Genomic DNA, 16438 nt, shown 5'->3' on the forward strand with positions numbered 1-16438 from the left:
TGTAATCACCACAAGAACTCATAGGCCCGAGCGGAAAGCGTCCGCCCGGTCGGGCCAAAGATCTCAGCTCGATCTCAGCAGTCCCGGCGTGCTCATTCCGCTTGGCAGCGGAATCCGCCCGAGGGGTCGAGGAGATGTGAATCGAAGATCGCCCGTGCGTGCCAGCTGCCGGCCCTTCGAATAGCATCGTCGTCGGGAACCGATATGAGGCACGCACCTCAGGTAGCATGATCGGGGCAGCCACGCAACAAAGCCGGTGAGAAAAGCCGAATTCAAGCGTTTTGCGCCGCAATACGTTTACATGCCCCCTGATCGGCTTGGCGAGCTTCTACTGCAACGCAACCGGAAGGTGGGAGCGCTGCGAGGTGCGCACCTCTTATCGTCGCGAGAGTCATGGTCGTCATCCGCGACGCGGAGGCCCGGCGAGCCGCCGTTGGCTCGGGCTATTCTCCGTCGCGGAGGCGCCGATACACGGCGCCGAGGATGTTCGAATAATCGTCGGTCCAGACCCGTTCGCCATCGGTGGGCTCGGTCTCGGTCCATTTGTTGGACGAGGCGAGCTTGCCGACATCGGCCTCCTCGCGCGCGCTGACGACGACGTCGGTGGCAAAGATGTACTCGTCGTCGCGGCCGGAGTCCTCGTTGTAGACCCAGCTCTTCATGTCGTTGGCGTCGGCGATGCCGACCACGACGCTCTCCAGTTCGAGATGACGGTTGGAGACGTGCATCACCACAGCGCCCTGCGGCGCCAGCTTGGCCTTGTAGATCGCCATCGCCTCCTCGGTCGCGAGGTGGATCGGGATCGCATCGGACGAATAGGCATCGACGATGATGAGGTCGTAGACGCCGTCCGGCTCCTTGGCGAAGGTGAGTCTCGCATCGCCGATGACCGGCTTGAAGTCCGGCGCACAGTTCTTGATGTAGCTGAAATATTTCGGGTCGCTGGCGGTATCGACCATGGTCTGGTCGATCTCGAAATACTTCCACTCCTCGCCCGGCTCCGCTGCGCAGGTCAGCGTGCCCGAGCCGACGCCGATCACGGCGACTTTGAGCGGCGCGCCCTTGCGCTCGCGGATCGCGGTGATGGCGCGGCCGATGCCGCCATCCTTGTGATAATAGGTGATCGGCTCGGGACGGCCGGTGACCTTGGAACCGTCAGCGTTGAGATATTTCTGCGCGCCGTGGATCGTCGTGCCGTGCATCAGCACGTGATAATGTCCATCGGAGGTGACCACGATCTTGTGCACGCCGAAGAAGCTGCGAACGGTCTCGACGCGGCCATCATCGGCCGGATAGGCGCGGATCAGCACCAGCGCGAGCGCGGCCGTCGCGAACACCTTCCAGCGGTCCCCGTTGAGCAGCAGCGCGAGCAGCGCCGCGAGCACGCCGACGGCGCCGGCGACATAGACGCGATGATCCTCGAGATAGGTCGTGACCTTGCCGGTCATCCCAGCCGGAACCAGCAGGGCGATGGCGATCGCGGCCAGCACGATCCAATACCAGCGCGTCAGCTGCGGCCAGCGCTCGGTCACCCCCGGACGGCACAGCGCGGCGAATGCGAGCAGGATGGGATATTCGGCCACCCAGGAGAAGGTGAACGGCGCGATCAGCCCGGCGAACAGGCCGCCGACCATGCCGCCGAACGACAGCGCGACATAGAAGCCGGTGAGATATTTCGCGGCCGGCCGCGTGCGCGCGAGCTCGCCATGACAGGCCATCGCGATGATGAAGAAGCAGAGCTGGTGGCCGCCGAGCGTCAGCGCGAGATTCTGCTCGCCGCCGAAGGCAAGCAGCACGACGACGCCGGCGATTGCGAGCGGCTGCAGCGCCAGCATCCATTTGTGCGGCAGCAGCGGCCGCGACTGGAACACCAGCACCCAGGTGAGCAGATAAAGCGACAGCGGCAACACCCAAAGCAGCGGCGCGGCAGCGACGTCAGTCGAGATGTGCGCGGTCACCGCGATCAGCAGCCCCGAAGGCACCGCTGCGAGGAAGATCCAGCGCAGCCGCAGCAGCCAGCGTGGCGCCGGCGCGTCGGTGACATCATTCTGCAGCAGGCTCGCCACCGTCACGGGCGATCGCAACAGCAGCACGCCGCAGCCGGCGATCAGCGCGATCAGCAGGCCATAGCCACCGGCCCAGATCAGGTTCTGCGTGCGCAGGCTGAAGATCGGCTCGATCAGCAGCGGATAGGACAACAGCGCCAGGAAGCTGCCGATGTTCGACGAGGCGTAGAGAAAGTATGGATCGGGTCCCGATGGATGCCCCGTACGTACGAACCAGGCCTGCAGCAGCGGATTGTTGGCGGCGAGCGCGAAGAACGGCAGGCCGATCGAGGCCGCGAACAGCCCGAGCAGCCAGACCGCATAGCCCGATGTCGGCGGATCGCCCCAATGCCCCGCGATCGACAGCGGCAGGCTGAGCAGCGCGAAGCCGAGCAGCAGGAGATGGATCGCCACCGGGATCACCCGGCTGCGCAACTGAGTGAGGACATGCGCGTAGGCGTAGCCGGCGAGCAGCAGGGCCTGGAAGAACACCATCGCCACCGACCACACCGCCGGCGAGCCGCCGAGCCGCGGCAGCACCATCTTGGTGAACAGCGGCTGCACCGAGAACAGCAGCAGCGCGCTGACGAAGATCGCGGCGGTATAGACGACGAGGACCAGCCGGTTGCGGGCGGCGGAGGGCTGGGCGACGGCGGCGGGCGAGGCGATTGAGGTCATGAGAACTCCAGCATCGGCGCGGCCGGTATCAGATGCAACGGCCGGATCGCGACGCGCAGACGACACATAGCGGATCGAAGGGCGGTATGGCGAGCAGCTGCGGCAAAACCGAGTTCCCCTTGACGCGGCGCCGATCCGGGGCGACAGCACGTGCAGCGGTTCCCGGCGCACCGGCACAGCCGGTCATTAAGCAGGGCTATTTGAAGCGGACATGAACGAAACCGACGTCATCATCATCGGCGCGGGCCATAATGGCCTCACCTGTGCCGCCTATCTCGCCAAAGCGGGGCTGCGCGTGCATGTGGTCGAACGCCGCAAGGTGATCGGCGGCGCCGCCGTGACCGAGGAATTTCACCCGGGCTTCCGAAACTCCGTCGCGTCCTACACGGTGAGCCTGCTCAATCCGCGCGTGATCTCCGACCTCCGGCTGCATGAGCATGGCCTGGAGATCGTCGAGCGCCGCGCGCAGAACTTCCTGCCCTCCCCTGATGGCCGCTATCTGCTGACCGGCGAGGGCCGCACCCAGGCCTCAGTCGCCCGCCTCAGCCCTGGTGATGCCGAGGCGATCGGCCCGTTCTCGGCGCGGCTGGAGGCGATTGCGGATGTGCTGCGCAGCCTCGTGCTGCGGGCGCCGCCGAACCTCGTGGCGCAGTTCGGGCTGCCTGCGATTCGCGAGGCGTTCAATGCGCTCGGCACCGCCAATACGCTGCGCGCGCTGTCGTTGGAGCAGCAGCGCGACCTGCTCGATCTGTTCACACGGTCCGCCGGCGAAATGCTCGACGAGATCTTCGAGACCGACCTGGTCAAGGCACTGTTCGGCTTCGACGCCATCGTCGGCAACTATGCCAGCCCCTACGCAGCCGGCTCGGCCTATGTGATGCTGCACCACGCCTTCGGCGAGGTGAACGGCAAGAAGGGCGTCTGGGGCCATGCCATCGGCGGCATGGGCGCGATCACCCAGGCGATGGGCCGGGCGCTGAAGGAGCTGGGCACGCTGGTGGAGGTCGACAGCGGTGTCCGCGAAGTGATTGTCGAGCGCGACCGCGCCGTCGGTGTCGTGTTCGAGGACGGCCGTACGCTGCGCGCCCGCTACGTCGTCGCCAACGTCAATCCGAAGCTGCTCTACACCCGGCTGGTGCCGGCCGGCGCCCTGCCCGCGCCCTTCCTCAGCCGCATCCGCAACTGGCGCAATGGCTCGGGCACCTTCCGCATGAACGTGGCGCTCAGCCGGCTGCCCTCGTTCAGCGCGCTGCCCGGCGAGGGCGATCACCTCTCCGCCGGCATCATCCTGGCGCCCAGCCTGGGTTATATGGACCAAGCCTATTTGGATGCGCGGGCGCATGGCTGGAGCCGCGATCCCGTCGTCGAGTTGCTGATCCCGTCCACGCTCGATGCTACGCTGGCGCCGGCCGGACAGCACGTCGCCAGCCTGTTCTGCCAGCACGTCGCGCCGGAGCTGCCGGACGGCCGCTCCTGGGACGATCATCGCGACGAGGTGGCCGATCTCATGATCGCGACCGTCGACCGCTACGCGCCGGGCTTCGCGGCCAGCGTCATCGGGCGTCAGGTGCTGTCACCGCTCGACCTCGAGCGACAGTTCGGGCTGCTTGGCGGCGACATCTTCCACGGCGCCCTCTCGCTGAACCAGCTGTTCTCGGCCCGTCCGATGCTGGGCCACGCCGATTATCGCTCGCCGCTGAAGGGCCTCTACCATTGCGGCTCCGGCAGCCATCCGGGCGGCGGCGTCACCGGCGCGCCCGGCCACAATGCGGCGCAGGCGATCCTGGCCGACCATCGCGCCTTGTTCGGTTGAGGACAAGGCTGTGGATAGGCAGTGGACGACGGGCTCGTCACCGGGTGACTTGGCGGTGCAAAACCTGGTTTGCCGGATGTTGATGGAGCGCGCGAAGGCTGTGCACAACGCTGTGGGAAGCTTGTGACTCAGCTGTCGAAATCGCTACCCAAAACGAAAAACCGGGCACTGAGGCCCGGTCCCTCGAGAACGCCGCAGCGAAGATTATTTCAACGACGAGTTGATGGAGTCGAACTTGCTGCTGAGCGAAGAGCCCAGTCCATTGACGGCCGCGATGATCGCCAGGGAGATGCCGGCTGCGATTAGACCGTATTCGATCGCGGTGGCACCGGATTCGTCGCGCAAGAACTTCAGAACAATGCTCTTCATCTCTACCTCGTTTCCCAACCCAGGAACCGAGGCTTTCCGGTTCCTATGACGGGAACAGTAGCCGGACAGAACCTAAGGTTGGTCTAACGGCACTCGATCAACTCGTTACGATTTTTCTCAGCAATTGCGATGCAACTTTTAGGCAGCGGGCGGGCCTCGTGAGGACAACCGGAAGCTGCTCCCATTTCACGTCATTTTGGCCAAAGAGCTTGCGCCGGCGGCGAGATTGCTTAATCACAGCCCTCAAATTCTTCCCGGACCCATGCTCATGACCTCAGCCGCGCCTCCTGCGACCTACAAGGCGACCTTCACGGTTGCGGACGAAGCCACCGCGCGGCCGGCGGTGGACGTCCTGACCGAAGTGTTCTTCGAGGGCGACGCCGCGGTCGCCGCCTTCGAGCGGCCGGATGGCCAGTGGGACGTCACGGTCCACTTTGCCGACCCGCCGGACCAGGCGCTGGTGCGCGAGCTCGTCGGCGGTGCGGCGGGAGCCGCCGTGGCCGAAAACCTGACCTTCGAGGCGGTTGAGGCCAAGGACTGGGTCAAAGCCAGCCTGGATGACCTCGTCCCCGTCCCGGCGGGCCGCTTCATGGTCCATGGCCAGCATGATCGCGACCGGGTGCCCGGGAACAAGCTCGGCATCGAGATCGAGGCGGCGCTCGCGTTCGGCACCGGCCATCACGGCACCACGCGCGCCTGCCTGCTGCTGCTCGACCACGTTCTGAAGCGCTGGGCGCCGCGCCACGTGCTCGACCTCGGCACCGGAACCGGCGTGCTGGCGATCGCGGCCGCCAAGGCGACCCGCCGCTCCGTGCTGGCCAGCGACATCGATGCGCCCTCGGTCAGGGTCGCGCGGGACAATGCCCGGCTCAATGGCGCAGGTCCACTGGTGCAGGTGATCCGCGCGACGGGCTTTGCCGCGGCCGAATTTGGCGAAGCCGGCCCGTTCGACCTGGTGCTGGCGAATATTCTCGCCAACCCGTTGCGGCAGCTGGCGGCACCGATGCAGCGCCACCTCGCGCCCGGCGCCTTCGTGATCCTGTCAGGCCTGTTGACGCCGCAGGCACGCGCCGTGCTCGCCGCGTATCGCGCACGCGGCCTGGTTCCGGTCAGGCATCTCAGGATCGAGGGCTGGAGCAGCCTGTTGCTGCAGAAGCAGTGATAGCAGGACAGCTTGCGGCAGGACTGACGGTAGCAGGCGGCGGTGGGCAGGTGGATCGTCGCGACGAACGCGCGACGATTACGTCTTCGACTTGTTTTGCTGCGAGCCCGACTCGGAGCTCTTGCGGGACCCGCGTCGGACACGAGGTTCGACGAGACGGTGAACGAGATCGGCCAGCGCGCTGCGCGGCTTCTCGACGGGTGTGGCAGTCGGTGCGTGTGGCGTCGGCGCCGACAGTTTCTCGAAGGTAAAAGCAGGCATTGTGCATCCCCTCGCCATTGAGTTGAGGCACTCCCCGGATTGTGTGACCGTGGCTGATCTTTACGATCGTGGTCCGCACATCCATCACGTTTCCTCGCCGCATCTCTTCCGGATGACCAGCATGCGACAGCAAATCTTTTTGCACAGGCGAATGCAAGGAGATTCTTCGTGCACTGCACGCCTAACTGGATGAGTATCTGTCGCAGTTAACATCCACGCCTAAAGTATGAGACCGATGTTCGAAGCCCTGTTCCAGACGTTCGAAGAACCCGAAACCGGCGTCGCGCTGACGGCAAGGCTCGCCGCGCTCCGCGAGGAACTGGCCCGGCGCAAGCTCACAGGCTTCATCGTGCCGCGCGCGGACCAGCAGCAGAACGAATATGTGCCGCCCTCGGACGAGCGGCTGGCGTGGCTGACCGGCTTCACCGGCTCGGCCGGCCTTGCGATCGTGCTGCCGCAGCAGGCCGCGATCTTCGTCGACGGCCGCTACACATTGCAGGCCGGAAAGCAGGTCGACGGCAAGGCCTGGGCGGTGGAGTCGCTGATCGAGCCGCCGCCGGAGACCTGGTTGACCGCCCATCTGCAGAACGGCGACCGCATCGGTTTCGATCCCTGGCTGCATACCACGGCTGCGGCCGAGCGCTTTGCGGCGGCCTGCGCCAAGGCCGGCGCCGAGCTGGTCCCGGTCGAGACCAATCCGATCGACAGCATCTGGACAGAGCGCCCGCTGCCGCCGCTCGGTGTGGTCTCCATCCATGGCGCGAAATTGTCCGGCGAGGTCGAGGCCGAGAAGCTCGGGCGCATCCGGCAAGAAATCGAGCGGCTCGGGGTCGAGGCGCTGGTGCTGTCCGACTCGCATAATGTGGCCTGGACCTTCAACATCCGCGGCGCGGACGTGTCGCACACGCCGCTGCCGCTGTCCTATGCGCTGGTGCCGAAGAGCGGACGGCCGACGATCTTCATCGACAGCCGCAAGCTCTCGAACCTCACGCGCGATCATCTCGAGCAGAGCGCCGACGTGGCCGAGCCCGATGCGCTGACGACGCGGCTGACGGAGCTCGCGCAATCGGGTGCGGCGATCGCGCTCGACAGCGCGACGGCCGCGGATGCGCTGACACGGCTGATCCAGGGCGCCGGCGGCAAGCCGGTGCGCGGCGCCGATCCGGTCAGCCTGCTGAAGGCGGCGAAGAACGGGGTCGAGATCGAAGGCACGCGGCGTGCGCACCGGCGCGACGCCGTCGCGCTGGCGCGCTTTCTCGCCTACATCGATCGCGAGGCGCCCAAGGGCAGCCTGACCGAGATCGATGCTGTCGAGGCGCTGGAGAGTTTTCGGCGCGACACCGGCGCACTCAAGGACGTCTCCTTCCCGACGATCTCCGGCACGGGTCCGAATGGCGCGATCGTGCATTATCGCGTCACCCGCAAGAGCAACCGTCGCATCATGCCCGGTGATCTGCTGCTGATCGATTCCGGCGCGCAATATCAGGACGGCACCACCGACGTCACCCGCACCATCGCGGTGGGCACCCCGACCGACGAGATGCGCGATCGCTTCACCCGGGTGTTGCGCGGCCATCTGGCGATCGCCCGCGCGCTGTTTCCCGACGGCACCACCGGCGCGCAGCTCGACACCTTGGCGCGCCAGTTCCTGTGGCAGGCCGGCATCGACTTCGAGCACGGCACCGGCCATGGCGTCGGCAGCTATCTGTCGGTGCACGAAGGTCCGGCGCGGATCTCCAAGCTCGGCACCACGCCGCTCAAGCGCGGCATGATCCTGTCCAACGAGCCCGGCTACTACAAGACCGACGCCTTCGGCATCCGCATCGAGAACCTCGAGCTGGTGGTCGCCAAGGAGATCAATGGCGCGGAGAAGCCGATGAACGGCTTCGAGGCGCTGACCTTGGCGCCGATCGATCGCCGGCTGATCGATGTCAACATGCTCAGCGCCGAGGAGCGCGCCTGGCTCGACGCCTATCATGCCCGCGTCAGGGACGCCGTACGCGCCGCGCTCGATGAGCCCGACCAGCTCTGGCTGGATCAGGCGACGGCGCCGCTCTGATGACGATCGTAGGGTGGGCAAAGCGGCCGCCGCAGGCGGCAGCGTGCCCACCGTCTCGTCTCTCGGCGTGGTCAGCAGCGCTGATGGTGGGCACGGCGCGCGATGGCTCAGCAAGGCACGCACGCAGTTGGGCGCGCCTTTGCGCACCCTACAGATGAGGCTTCCTGAACTACACCAGCGCCGTCGCAGCACCGGTTGCAACTGTCCCGCTGCCGGCATGGGCGCATGCGGAAACAGGCATTTCCGTGACGCGGAAGGTCGCTACAGTCGGGCCGTTCACCTGATTTGAGCGGCACCATGCATGGAATGATCAGCAGACCGCCGGGCGCGATCGGAACGCGCGCGGTCCCGTCGCGCACCGTGCTGGTCCTTCTCGTCGTCATGACCGGGCTGGCGCCGATCTCGCTGTATCTGCTGGTTCCGGCGCTGCCGCTGCTCGCGACCACATTCGGGCGCGACGCCTCCGTCGTGCAGATGACGGTGTCGTTCTACATGATCGGCATCGCGATCTCGCAACTGCTGCTCGGTCCGCTGTCCGACCGTTTCGGCCGCCGCCCCGTGATGCTCGCGGGCCTCGCGCTCTCGATCGTGGCGAGCTTCGGTTGCATCTTCGCCGAGACTTTGCCGCAGCTGATTGCGGCGCGCTTCTTCCAGGCGCTCGGCGGCGCCAGTGGCATGGTGATCAGCCGCGCCATCATCCGCGATCTCTATCCGCGCGAGCGCATCGGCGCGATGATCAGCCTCGTCGTCGCCGTCATGATGATCGCGCAGATGCTGTCGCCGTTGACCGGCGGCCTGATCGAGATCGCGTTCGGCTGGCATGCCATCTTCTACGTCGTCGCAGCGGTGTCGATTGCGGTCGGAGTCGCGGTGACGCTGGCGCTGCCGGAGACCCGCCCTGCCCGCGTCGAAGGCGCGAGCTTCCGCCGCGACGTCGTCATGCTCGTCAGGAGCCGCGCCTTTCTCGGCTACATGCTGTGCCAGGTGTTGGCGTCGCAGATCATCTTCGCCTTTGCCGGCGGTGGCCCCTACATCGTCGAGGTACAGATGGGGCGTACGTCGGCGGAATATGGCGCGTGGTTCGCGACGACAGGCTTCGCCTATTTCGCCGGCAATCTGTTCTGCGTCCGCTACGCACCGCGTCATTCGCTCGACCGGCTGATCTGGTTCGGACTGATCTTGCAGCTCACGAGCGCGGCGCTGAACTTCACCTGGAGCCTGTTCGGGTTCAACCAGATGCCGTCCGTGCTGTTCGGCACGCAGATGCTGCTGATGTTCGCCAACGCCTTCGTAATGGCGAACTCCGCGGCCGGCGCGATCAGCGTCCGGCCGGGCGCTGCCGGCACCGCCTCCGGCGCGATGGGTTTTCTGCAGATGGGCCTGGGCGCGCTGACCTCGCAGCTCGGCGCCTATCTGGGCGGCCACTACGCGACGACGCTGCCGCTGACGTCGGCGATGCTGACGCTCTCGCTGGCCTGCGCCTGCAGCATGATTTTCCTCGTCCCGCGTACGCCGGTGACGGTGACGAAGGAGCTGATCGAGCAGGCAGAGGAGGATGAGGCCGGGCTGATGTGAGGATCGCGCTCGCTACTCCCCGATCAGCTGCAGCCACTCGTCCTCGGTCAGCACCTTGACGCCGTGCTTCTCGGCATCCTTCAGCTTCGATCCGGCCCCGGGACCGGCGACGACGTAGTCGGTCTTCTTCGACACGGAGCCCGACACCTTCGCGCCGAGCCGCTCGGCCGTGGCCTTGGCCTCGTCGCGGGTCATCTTCTCCAGTGTGCCGGTGAAGACGACCGTCTTGGTCGCAATCGGCGAGTTGCGCTTGGGCTTCTCGGCATCGAGGATCTTCACCTCTTGGGTCAGCCGCTCGACGATGCCGCGATTGTGGTCCTCGCGGAAGTACGCGGCGACGCTCTTGATCACGGTGTCGCCGATCTGGTCGAGCGCATCCATCTCGGCGATTGCCTCCTCATCCTCAGCGGCGACCTTGAGGCAGGCGTCGTGGAACGCGTCCCAGGAGCCGTAGCCGCGCGCCAGCGCCAACGCGGTGGTTTCCCCGACATGGCGCATGCCGAGCGCATAGATGAAGCGTTCCAGCGCGATCTCACGGCGCGCGTCGATGGCGTTGAACAGGTTGCGCACCGAGGTCTCGCCATAGCCCTCGACCTCCTCCAGCTTCAGCTTGGCGTTGCGCTTCTGCAAGGTGAAGATGTCCGAGGGCTCCTTGACCCAGCCTTCATCGAAGAAGAACTGGATCTGCTTCTCACCGAGTCCGTCGATGTCGAAAGCGCGGCGCGAGGCAAACAGCTTGAGGTGCTCGATCTTCTGATAGGGACAGGCGAACTCGCCGGTGCAGCGCGCGCGCGAGCCTTCTTCCCCGGCGGCGGTCTCCTCGCGCACCACGTCGGTGTGCAGCGAACATGGGCACTTCTTGGGGAAGTGAAATTCCTCGGCATCGGCCGGGCGCTTGTCGATGAGGACGTCGACCACTTGCGGGATCACGTCGCCGGCGCGCTGGATCACAACGGTGTCGCCGATCCGGATGTCGCGGCCCTCGCGCAGCACCTCGCCCTTGTTGCCGATGCCCTTGATGTAGTCCTCGTTGTGCAGCGTCACGTTCTGCACGATGACGCCGCCGACGCCGACCGGCTCCAGCTTGCCGACCGGGGTGAACGAGCCGGTGCGGCCGACCTGGATCTCGATATCCTTGAGCACGGTCATGGCGCGCTCGGCCGGGAATTTGTGGGCGATGCCCCAGCGCGGCGTCCGTGACACGAAGCCAAGCCGCTCCTGCCAGTCGATGCGGTCGACCTTGTAGACGACGCCGTCGATGTCGTAGTCGAGCTCGGCCCGCTGCTCCTCGATGGAGCGATGAAACGCGATCAGCTCCTCGACGGAGTGACAGAGCCTGGTCAGCGGATTCGTGGTGAAGCCGCAATGCTCGAACCATTTGATCATGCCGCTCTGCGTCTCCGCCGGCATTGCGCTCATCTCGCCCCATGCGTAAGCAAAGAAGCCGAGCGGCCGTGACGCCGTGATGGTCGGATCCTTTTGGCGTAGCGAGCCGGCGGCGGAGTTGCGGGGATTGGCGAAGATGGTGTCGCCGGCTTCCTTCTGGCGTTCGTTCAGCGCGAGGAACGCCTGCTTGGTCATGTAGACCTCGCCGCGGATCTCGCAAATGTCCGGGAGGTTGCGGCCGTGCAGCCTCTGCGGCACGTCCTTGAGGGTGCGGATGTTGGCGGTGACATCCTCGCCCTCGGCGCCGTCGCCGCGGGTGGCCGCGGTGACCAGCTCGCCGTCCTCATAACGCAGCGACATCGAGAGCCCGTCGATCTTCGGCTCGGCGGAGAAATCGACGCGGTCGTCATCACCGAGCTTCAGAAAACGCGCGATGCGGCCGACGAAGTCGCGCACGTCCTCCTCGGCGAAGGCGTTGTCGAGCGACAGCATCGGGACGGCGTGCCGGACCTTCTTGAAACGGCCGGACGGAGCGGCTCCCACCTTCTGCGATGGTGATTCCGTGCTGACCAGCTCGGGAAAGCGCGTCTCGATGGCGTTGAAGCGGCGACGCAGCTCATCATACGCCGCGTCCGAAATCTTCGGCGCGTCATCCTGGTAGTAGAGCCTGTCGTGGGTTTCGAGTTCGAGCGCCAGCCGCTTCCATTCGACCTTGGCCTGCGCCTTGGTGAGGTCGGCAACGTCGATGGGCTGCTTGGGTTTCGCTGTCGATTTTGCTGTCTTGGCCATGCTGCGGACTGTCTGCTCGTCAAACCCGGGGCGACCCGAAGGCCACCCCGGAGGACGGTTTACACAATGCGCGCGGCGGAGCCAAAAGCGTTCGGGTCGAACCCTCAACTTATGCCGCGGCAGCCTCCAGCAGGCGGTCGGCGGCGGCGCGCGCCTCGGCGGTGACCTCGGCGCCAGCCAGCATGCGGGCGATCTCCTCGCGGCGGTGCAGGGTGGCCAGCGTGTTGACGCGGGTGACGACGCGCTTGCCACGGTCGAGCGCATCCTTGGAGATCAGGAGATGCTGGTCCGCTCGCGCGGCGACCTGCGGGGCATGGGTCACGGCCATCACCTGAACCCCGTGCGCGAGCCGCGCCAGCCGGGCGCCGATGGCATCCGCCACCGCGCCACCCACGCCGGTGTCGATCTCGTCGAACACCAGGGTCGGCGCGGAGCCGCGGTCGGACAGCACCACCTTGAGCGCCAACAGGAACCGCGACAGCTCGCCGCCGGAGGCCACCTTCATCATCGGCCCCGGCCGTGTTCCCGGGTTGGTCTGCACCCAGAACTCGACCCGGTCGATGCCTTCCGGACCCGGCGCATCGGCGTCGCTATCGACCTGGGTCATGAACTTGGCCCGCTCGAGCTTCAGCGGCCCAAGTTCGGCATGAACCGCGCGGTTCAGCTTCTCGGACGCCTTGGTGCGCGCCGCCGACAGCTTGGCCGCCGCCGTGGCATAACGGCCGTCGGCTGCCGCTGCCGCGGCTTCGAGCTTCTTCAACTGCTCGGCGCCCGCATCGATCAGCACGACATCGGCGGCGTATTTCGCGGCCAGCGCCGCAAGGCCGTCGACCGGGGTCGAATATTTGCGCGCGGCGGCGCGCAGCGCGAACAGCCGCTCCTCGATGCGCTCGAGCTCCAACGGATCGAAATCGGTGGCCGCCAGTGCCGCGGTCAGATGCTGGTCGGCCTCCTCCAGCGCATTGATCGCGGCATCCATTGCCTTGACGGCCGGATCGACCAGCGCCGGCGAGCTGACCGCGCGCCGCTCCAACCGACGGACGGCCGCAGCCAGCGCGGCAATCGGCGACTGGTTGCCGCTGACCGCATCCTGCGCATCACGCAGATCGCCGGCGATCTTCTCGCCCTGCATCATCGCGGTGCGCCGGGCGGCAAGCTGCGTCTCCTCGCCCTCCTTCGGCGCCAGCTTCTTCAATTCATCGGAGGCATGCCGCAGATAATCGGCCTCGCGGGCGGCGCGCTCCATGCCGGCGCGATGCTGGTCGAGCGCCGTGACGGCGGTGCGCCGGGCGGCCCACAGCGTCTCGACGCCGGCAACCTCTTTCTCCAGGCCAGCGAAGGCATCGAGGAGACGGCGGTGAGTCGCGGCATCGACCAGGGCACGCTCGTCGTGCTGGCCATGAATCTCAACCAGGGTGGCGCCGATCGCCTTCAAGGTCTGCACGCTCACCGACTGGTCGTTGATGAAGGCGCGGGTGCGGCCATCGCCATACTGGACGCGGCGCAGGATCATCTCGCCATCGGCATCCAGGCCGTTGGCGGCCAGGATCCGCGCGGCCGGGTGATCCTTGCCGATCTCGAACACGGCGGTCACCTGGCCCTGGTCGGCGCCGTGCCGCACCAGACTTGCGTCACCCCGGCCGCCAAGGGCCAGAGCAAAGGCATCGAGGAGGATCGACTTGCCGGCGCCGGTCTCGCCGGTCAGCACCGCAAGCCCATGGGAGAATTCGAGATCGAGTCGTTCGATCAGGACGATGTCACGGATCGACAGTCGCGCCAGCATGGAACCGAAGTCCTTCGAAACGGGGCAGGATGCCCCTGAGCGAACGACTCGACCTTAGCAGCAAAACGAGAACAAAACAAGAATTGAGAACAAAGAGAGGCCGACTTCAGCCGGCCCCGTGCGCGTTCAGCCGAGCCCCAGCTTCTTGAAGGCGCGCGAGATGTAGGAGCCCTTGTTCTCCTCCGGCTCGACCCCACCGGACTTCACGAGATTATAGGCGTCCTTGTACCACTTGCTGTCCGGGAAGTTGTGGCCGAGCACTGCGGCCGCCGTCTGCGCCTCGCCGACGATGCCAATCGTCATGTAGGCCTCGGTCAGGCGGTACAGCGCTTCCTCGACGTGGCGAGTGGTCTGGTACTGCGTCACCACCGTCTTAAAGCGATTGATGGCCGCGGTGTAGTCGCGCTTCTGCATGTAGTAGCGGCCGACGTCCATCTCCTTGCCGGCGAGCTGATCGCGGGCGCCCTCCATCTTGGCCTTGGCGCTGGTCGCGTATTCCGACGTCGGATATTTGCGCACGACCTCTTCGAGCGCCGCGATCGCCTTCTCGGTGCGGCCCTGGTCGCGGCTGATGTCCGGGATCTGGTCGTAATGCGAAGCGGCGATCAGGTATTGCGCGTAGGCGGCGTCCGGGCTGCCGGGATGCAGCGTCACGTAGCGCGTGGCGGCGCCGATGCAGCCGTCATAGTCGCCCGCCTGATACGAGGCGTAGGCCGACATCAGCAGCGATTTGCGGGCCCAGTCGGAATAAGGATGCTGGCGATCGACCTCCTCGAACTTCTTGGTCGCCGCCTTCACATCCTTCTTCTCGTTCATCAGGAACAAGCCCTCATTGTAGAGCTTGTCTGCCGGCTCATCGACGAAGGTGTCGTCCTTGGCCAGGAACTTGTCCCAGAGACCGCCGGTGCCGCAGCCCGCAAGAGGCAGCGCGAGCAGGACCATCGACGCTGCAAGTCGAACGCCGCGAGCGGCCGAGACGGGATGGGGGAATTCGCGCGTGAGACGCTGGTTCGACATGCTTCTCTGGAACCCGATGCCTGTGATCTGATCTACGCCGCGCACCATGACCATCGTCTCATGATCGCGAAGGAAAGAGCCCCGCTTGTGGCGCGCATCACGCTGCCACGGCCTCTCTAGCTGAAAACACTTCGTCAACCAACCGCATAGGGAGCCAATCCGTCCGGATTAAGGCGAGACCGAGGCTACCGCCTCGCATCATGGTTACCAACGGAAAAGCCTTTGGAAAAGCTAGGGAAATGAAGACGCCCCGAAATTGGCCGCGGGCGCTCGGCAACAATCGCTAACGAAAATGATGAGGGACTCTCGATGCGCGGGCGCACGAGAAAGCCCAAGCGGCTGTGGCAACTCTGGCCTCGTCAAGCTGTCACGACCTGACGATTCGTCGAGATCAATGAGCTCAGGACACGTCCGGGCCGAAGGCCGGGGCGATCATGCCACCGACCATGCCGCCAACGACCTCGGCCGCCACGCGGGGACGGCGCACCGTCTCGCCTTCGACCAGCCGCCAAGCGCTACGGTCGGCCATCAGCGCGGTCAGGACGGCGTGGTTGAGCTTGTGACCGCCACGGACAGAGCGGTAGGTGCCGAGCATCGGCAGGCCGGCCAGCGCCAGATCGCCGATCGCGTCCAGCACCTTGTGGCGGGCGCATTCGTCGGCGTAGCGGAGACCTTCCGGATTGAGCAGACGCTCCTCGTCGAACACCAGCGTGTTGTCGAACGACGACCCCAGTGCGAAACCGGCATTCCAGAGACGGGAGACATCGCTCATGAAGCCGAAGGTGCGGGCGCGCGCGATCTCGCGGCGGAAGCGTTCCGGATTGAGCTCGAAATGATAGGCCTGACGGCCGATGACCGAGTTGGCGAAGTCGACCTCGACCTCGACGCGGAAGCCCGAGCTGTTCGGACGCAGCTCGCCCATCGAGGCGCCCATCGTCACCTGAACCGGCTTCAGCACCTGAATGTAACGGCGGGGAGCGGACTGGTTGATGATGCCGGCCTGGTCGATCGCGGCAACGAACGGAGCGGCGCTGCCGTCCATGATCGGCACTTCCGGGCCATCGACCTCGACCAGGGCGTTGTCGACGCCCATGCCGCGCAGCGCGGCCAGGATGTGCTCCGCGGTGGAGACCAGCGGGCCGTTGCGGTCACCCAGCACCGTTGCGAGCTCGGTGGCGATCACCGATCCGAAGGCGGCCTGGACCTCACGGTCGGCGCCATCGAGGCCGGTGCGAAGGAAGACGATACCGGTGTCGATCGGCGCCGGGCCGATCGTCAGGCTGACCGGCGCACCCGAATGGACGCCTACACCCGTGACGGTGGCTTGCGAACGAAGCGTTGTTTGCCGGCTGAATTTCATCGACGACCGCCCAAGACCCCGCCTGAACCCCCATCGGCCGCCCCTCGCGAACCGACTCATTTTCAGGCATCCCCAAGTCACGGCAGAACTTAACGAGAGCCCCAAAGAGCGCCAACTCACGCTTCTTTACGGATTGTTACC

10 protein-coding genes are annotated in these 16438 nt (G+C 65.9%); 4 read left to right on the forward strand and 6 right to left on the reverse strand.

All coding sequences use genetic code 11. The annotated features are described in order from the left end of the window. Positions 1–443 precede the first annotated feature (443 nt). Positions 444–2723: a spermidine synthase gene (locus BRAD285_RS25195; protein ID WP_006614079.1), complete on the reverse strand. Its 2280-nt coding sequence runs from the start codon at positions 2721–2723 to the stop codon at positions 444–446. Positions 2724–2934: 211 nt separating this feature from the next. On the opposite strand from BRAD285_RS25195, the gene BRAD285_RS25200 reads away from it, so the two are divergent. After that, a complete protein-coding gene (locus tag BRAD285_RS25200; protein ID WP_006614080.1) occupies positions 2935–4536 on the forward strand; it encodes an NAD(P)/FAD-dependent oxidoreductase in 1602 nt (533 codons plus the stop codon). 204 nt (positions 4537–4740) lie between these two features. On the opposite strand, the gene BRAD285_RS25205 is transcribed toward BRAD285_RS25200, so the two are convergent. After that, on the reverse strand, positions 4741–4905 hold the full coding sequence (locus BRAD285_RS25205; RefSeq protein ID WP_006614081.1) for a Flp family type IVb pilin: 165 nt from the start codon (positions 4903–4905) through the stop codon (positions 4741–4743). Positions 4906–5173: 268 nt separating this feature from the next. Here BRAD285_RS25205 and BRAD285_RS25210 point away from each other — a divergent pair, with 268 nt between their 5' ends. From BRAD285_RS25210 to BRAD285_RS25225, 3 genes are all read left to right on the forward strand, one after another. Next, positions 5174–6067: a 50S ribosomal protein L11 methyltransferase gene (locus tag BRAD285_RS25210; protein ID WP_006614082.1), complete on the forward strand. Its 894-nt coding sequence runs from the start codon at positions 5174–5176 to the stop codon at positions 6065–6067. Positions 6068–6563: 496 nt separating this feature from the next. Then, positions 6564–8387, forward strand: a complete 1824-nt coding sequence (locus BRAD285_RS25220; protein ID WP_006614083.1) for an aminopeptidase P family protein — start codon at positions 6564–6566, stop codon at positions 8385–8387. A gap of 297 nt (positions 8388–8684) precedes the next feature. Continuing rightward, entirely contained in the window at positions 8685–9962 is a 1278-nt protein-coding gene (locus BRAD285_RS25225) for a multidrug effflux MFS transporter (protein WP_006614084.1), read from the forward strand. Between the two features lie 12 nt (positions 9963–9974). On the opposite strand, the gene ligA is transcribed toward BRAD285_RS25225, so the two are convergent. From ligA to lpxC, 4 genes are all read right to left on the reverse strand, one after another. Then, a complete protein-coding gene (gene ligA / locus BRAD285_RS25230; RefSeq protein ID WP_006614085.1) occupies positions 9975–12137 on the reverse strand; it encodes an NAD-dependent DNA ligase LigA in 2163 nt (720 codons plus the stop codon). Positions 12138–12246: 109 nt separating this feature from the next. Continuing rightward, a complete protein-coding gene (gene recN, locus BRAD285_RS25235) occupies positions 12247–13920 on the reverse strand; it encodes a DNA repair protein RecN (protein ID WP_006614086.1) in 1674 nt (557 codons plus the stop codon). 126 nt (positions 13921–14046) lie between these two features. Continuing rightward, complete coding sequence (locus BRAD285_RS25240; protein WP_006614087.1) at positions 14047–14937, reverse strand: outer membrane protein assembly factor BamD; 891 nt, start codon at positions 14935–14937, stop codon at positions 14047–14049. 400 nt (positions 14938–15337) lie between these two features. Beyond that, entirely contained in the window at positions 15338–16297 is a 960-nt protein-coding gene (gene lpxC, locus BRAD285_RS25245) for a UDP-3-O-acyl-N-acetylglucosamine deacetylase (protein WP_006614088.1), read from the reverse strand. Between the last annotated feature and the right edge of the window lie 141 nt (positions 16298–16438).

This window comes from Bradyrhizobium sp. ORS 285 (assembly GCF_900176205.1).
Taxonomy (GTDB): Bacteria; Pseudomonadota; Alphaproteobacteria; order Rhizobiales; family Xanthobacteraceae; genus Bradyrhizobium.

Bases quoted from the DNA above. Each gene is read 5' to 3' on its own strand.
- BRAD285_RS25195 (WP_006614079.1), bottom strand. From the start codon at position 2,723: ATGACCTCAATCGCCTCGCCCGCCGCCGTCGCCCAGCCCTCCGCCGCC.
- BRAD285_RS25200 (WP_006614080.1), top strand. From the start codon at position 2,935: ATGAACGAAACCGACGTCATCATCATCGGCGCGGGCCATAATGGCCTC.
- BRAD285_RS25205 (WP_006614081.1), bottom strand. From the start codon at position 4,905: ATGAAGAGCATTGTTCTGAAGTTCTTGCGCGACGAATCCGGTGCCACC.
- BRAD285_RS25210 (WP_006614082.1), top strand. From the start codon at position 5,174: ATGACCTCAGCCGCGCCTCCTGCGACCTACAAGGCGACCTTCACGGTT.
- BRAD285_RS25220 (WP_006614083.1), top strand. From the start codon at position 6,564: ATGTTCGAAGCCCTGTTCCAGACGTTCGAAGAACCCGAAACCGGCGTC.
- BRAD285_RS25225 (WP_006614084.1), top strand. From the start codon at position 8,685: ATGCATGGAATGATCAGCAGACCGCCGGGCGCGATCGGAACGCGCGCG.
- ligA (WP_006614085.1), bottom strand. From the start codon at position 12,137: ATGGCCAAGACAGCAAAATCGACAGCGAAACCCAAGCAGCCCATCGAC.
- recN (WP_006614086.1), bottom strand. From the start codon at position 13,920: ATGCTGGCGCGACTGTCGATCCGTGACATCGTCCTGATCGAACGACTC.
- BRAD285_RS25240 (WP_006614087.1), bottom strand. From the start codon at position 14,937: ATGTCGAACCAGCGTCTCACGCGCGAATTCCCCCATCCCGTCTCGGCC.
- lpxC (WP_006614088.1), bottom strand. From the start codon at position 16,297: ATGAAATTCAGCCGGCAAACAACGCTTCGTTCGCAAGCCACCGTCACG.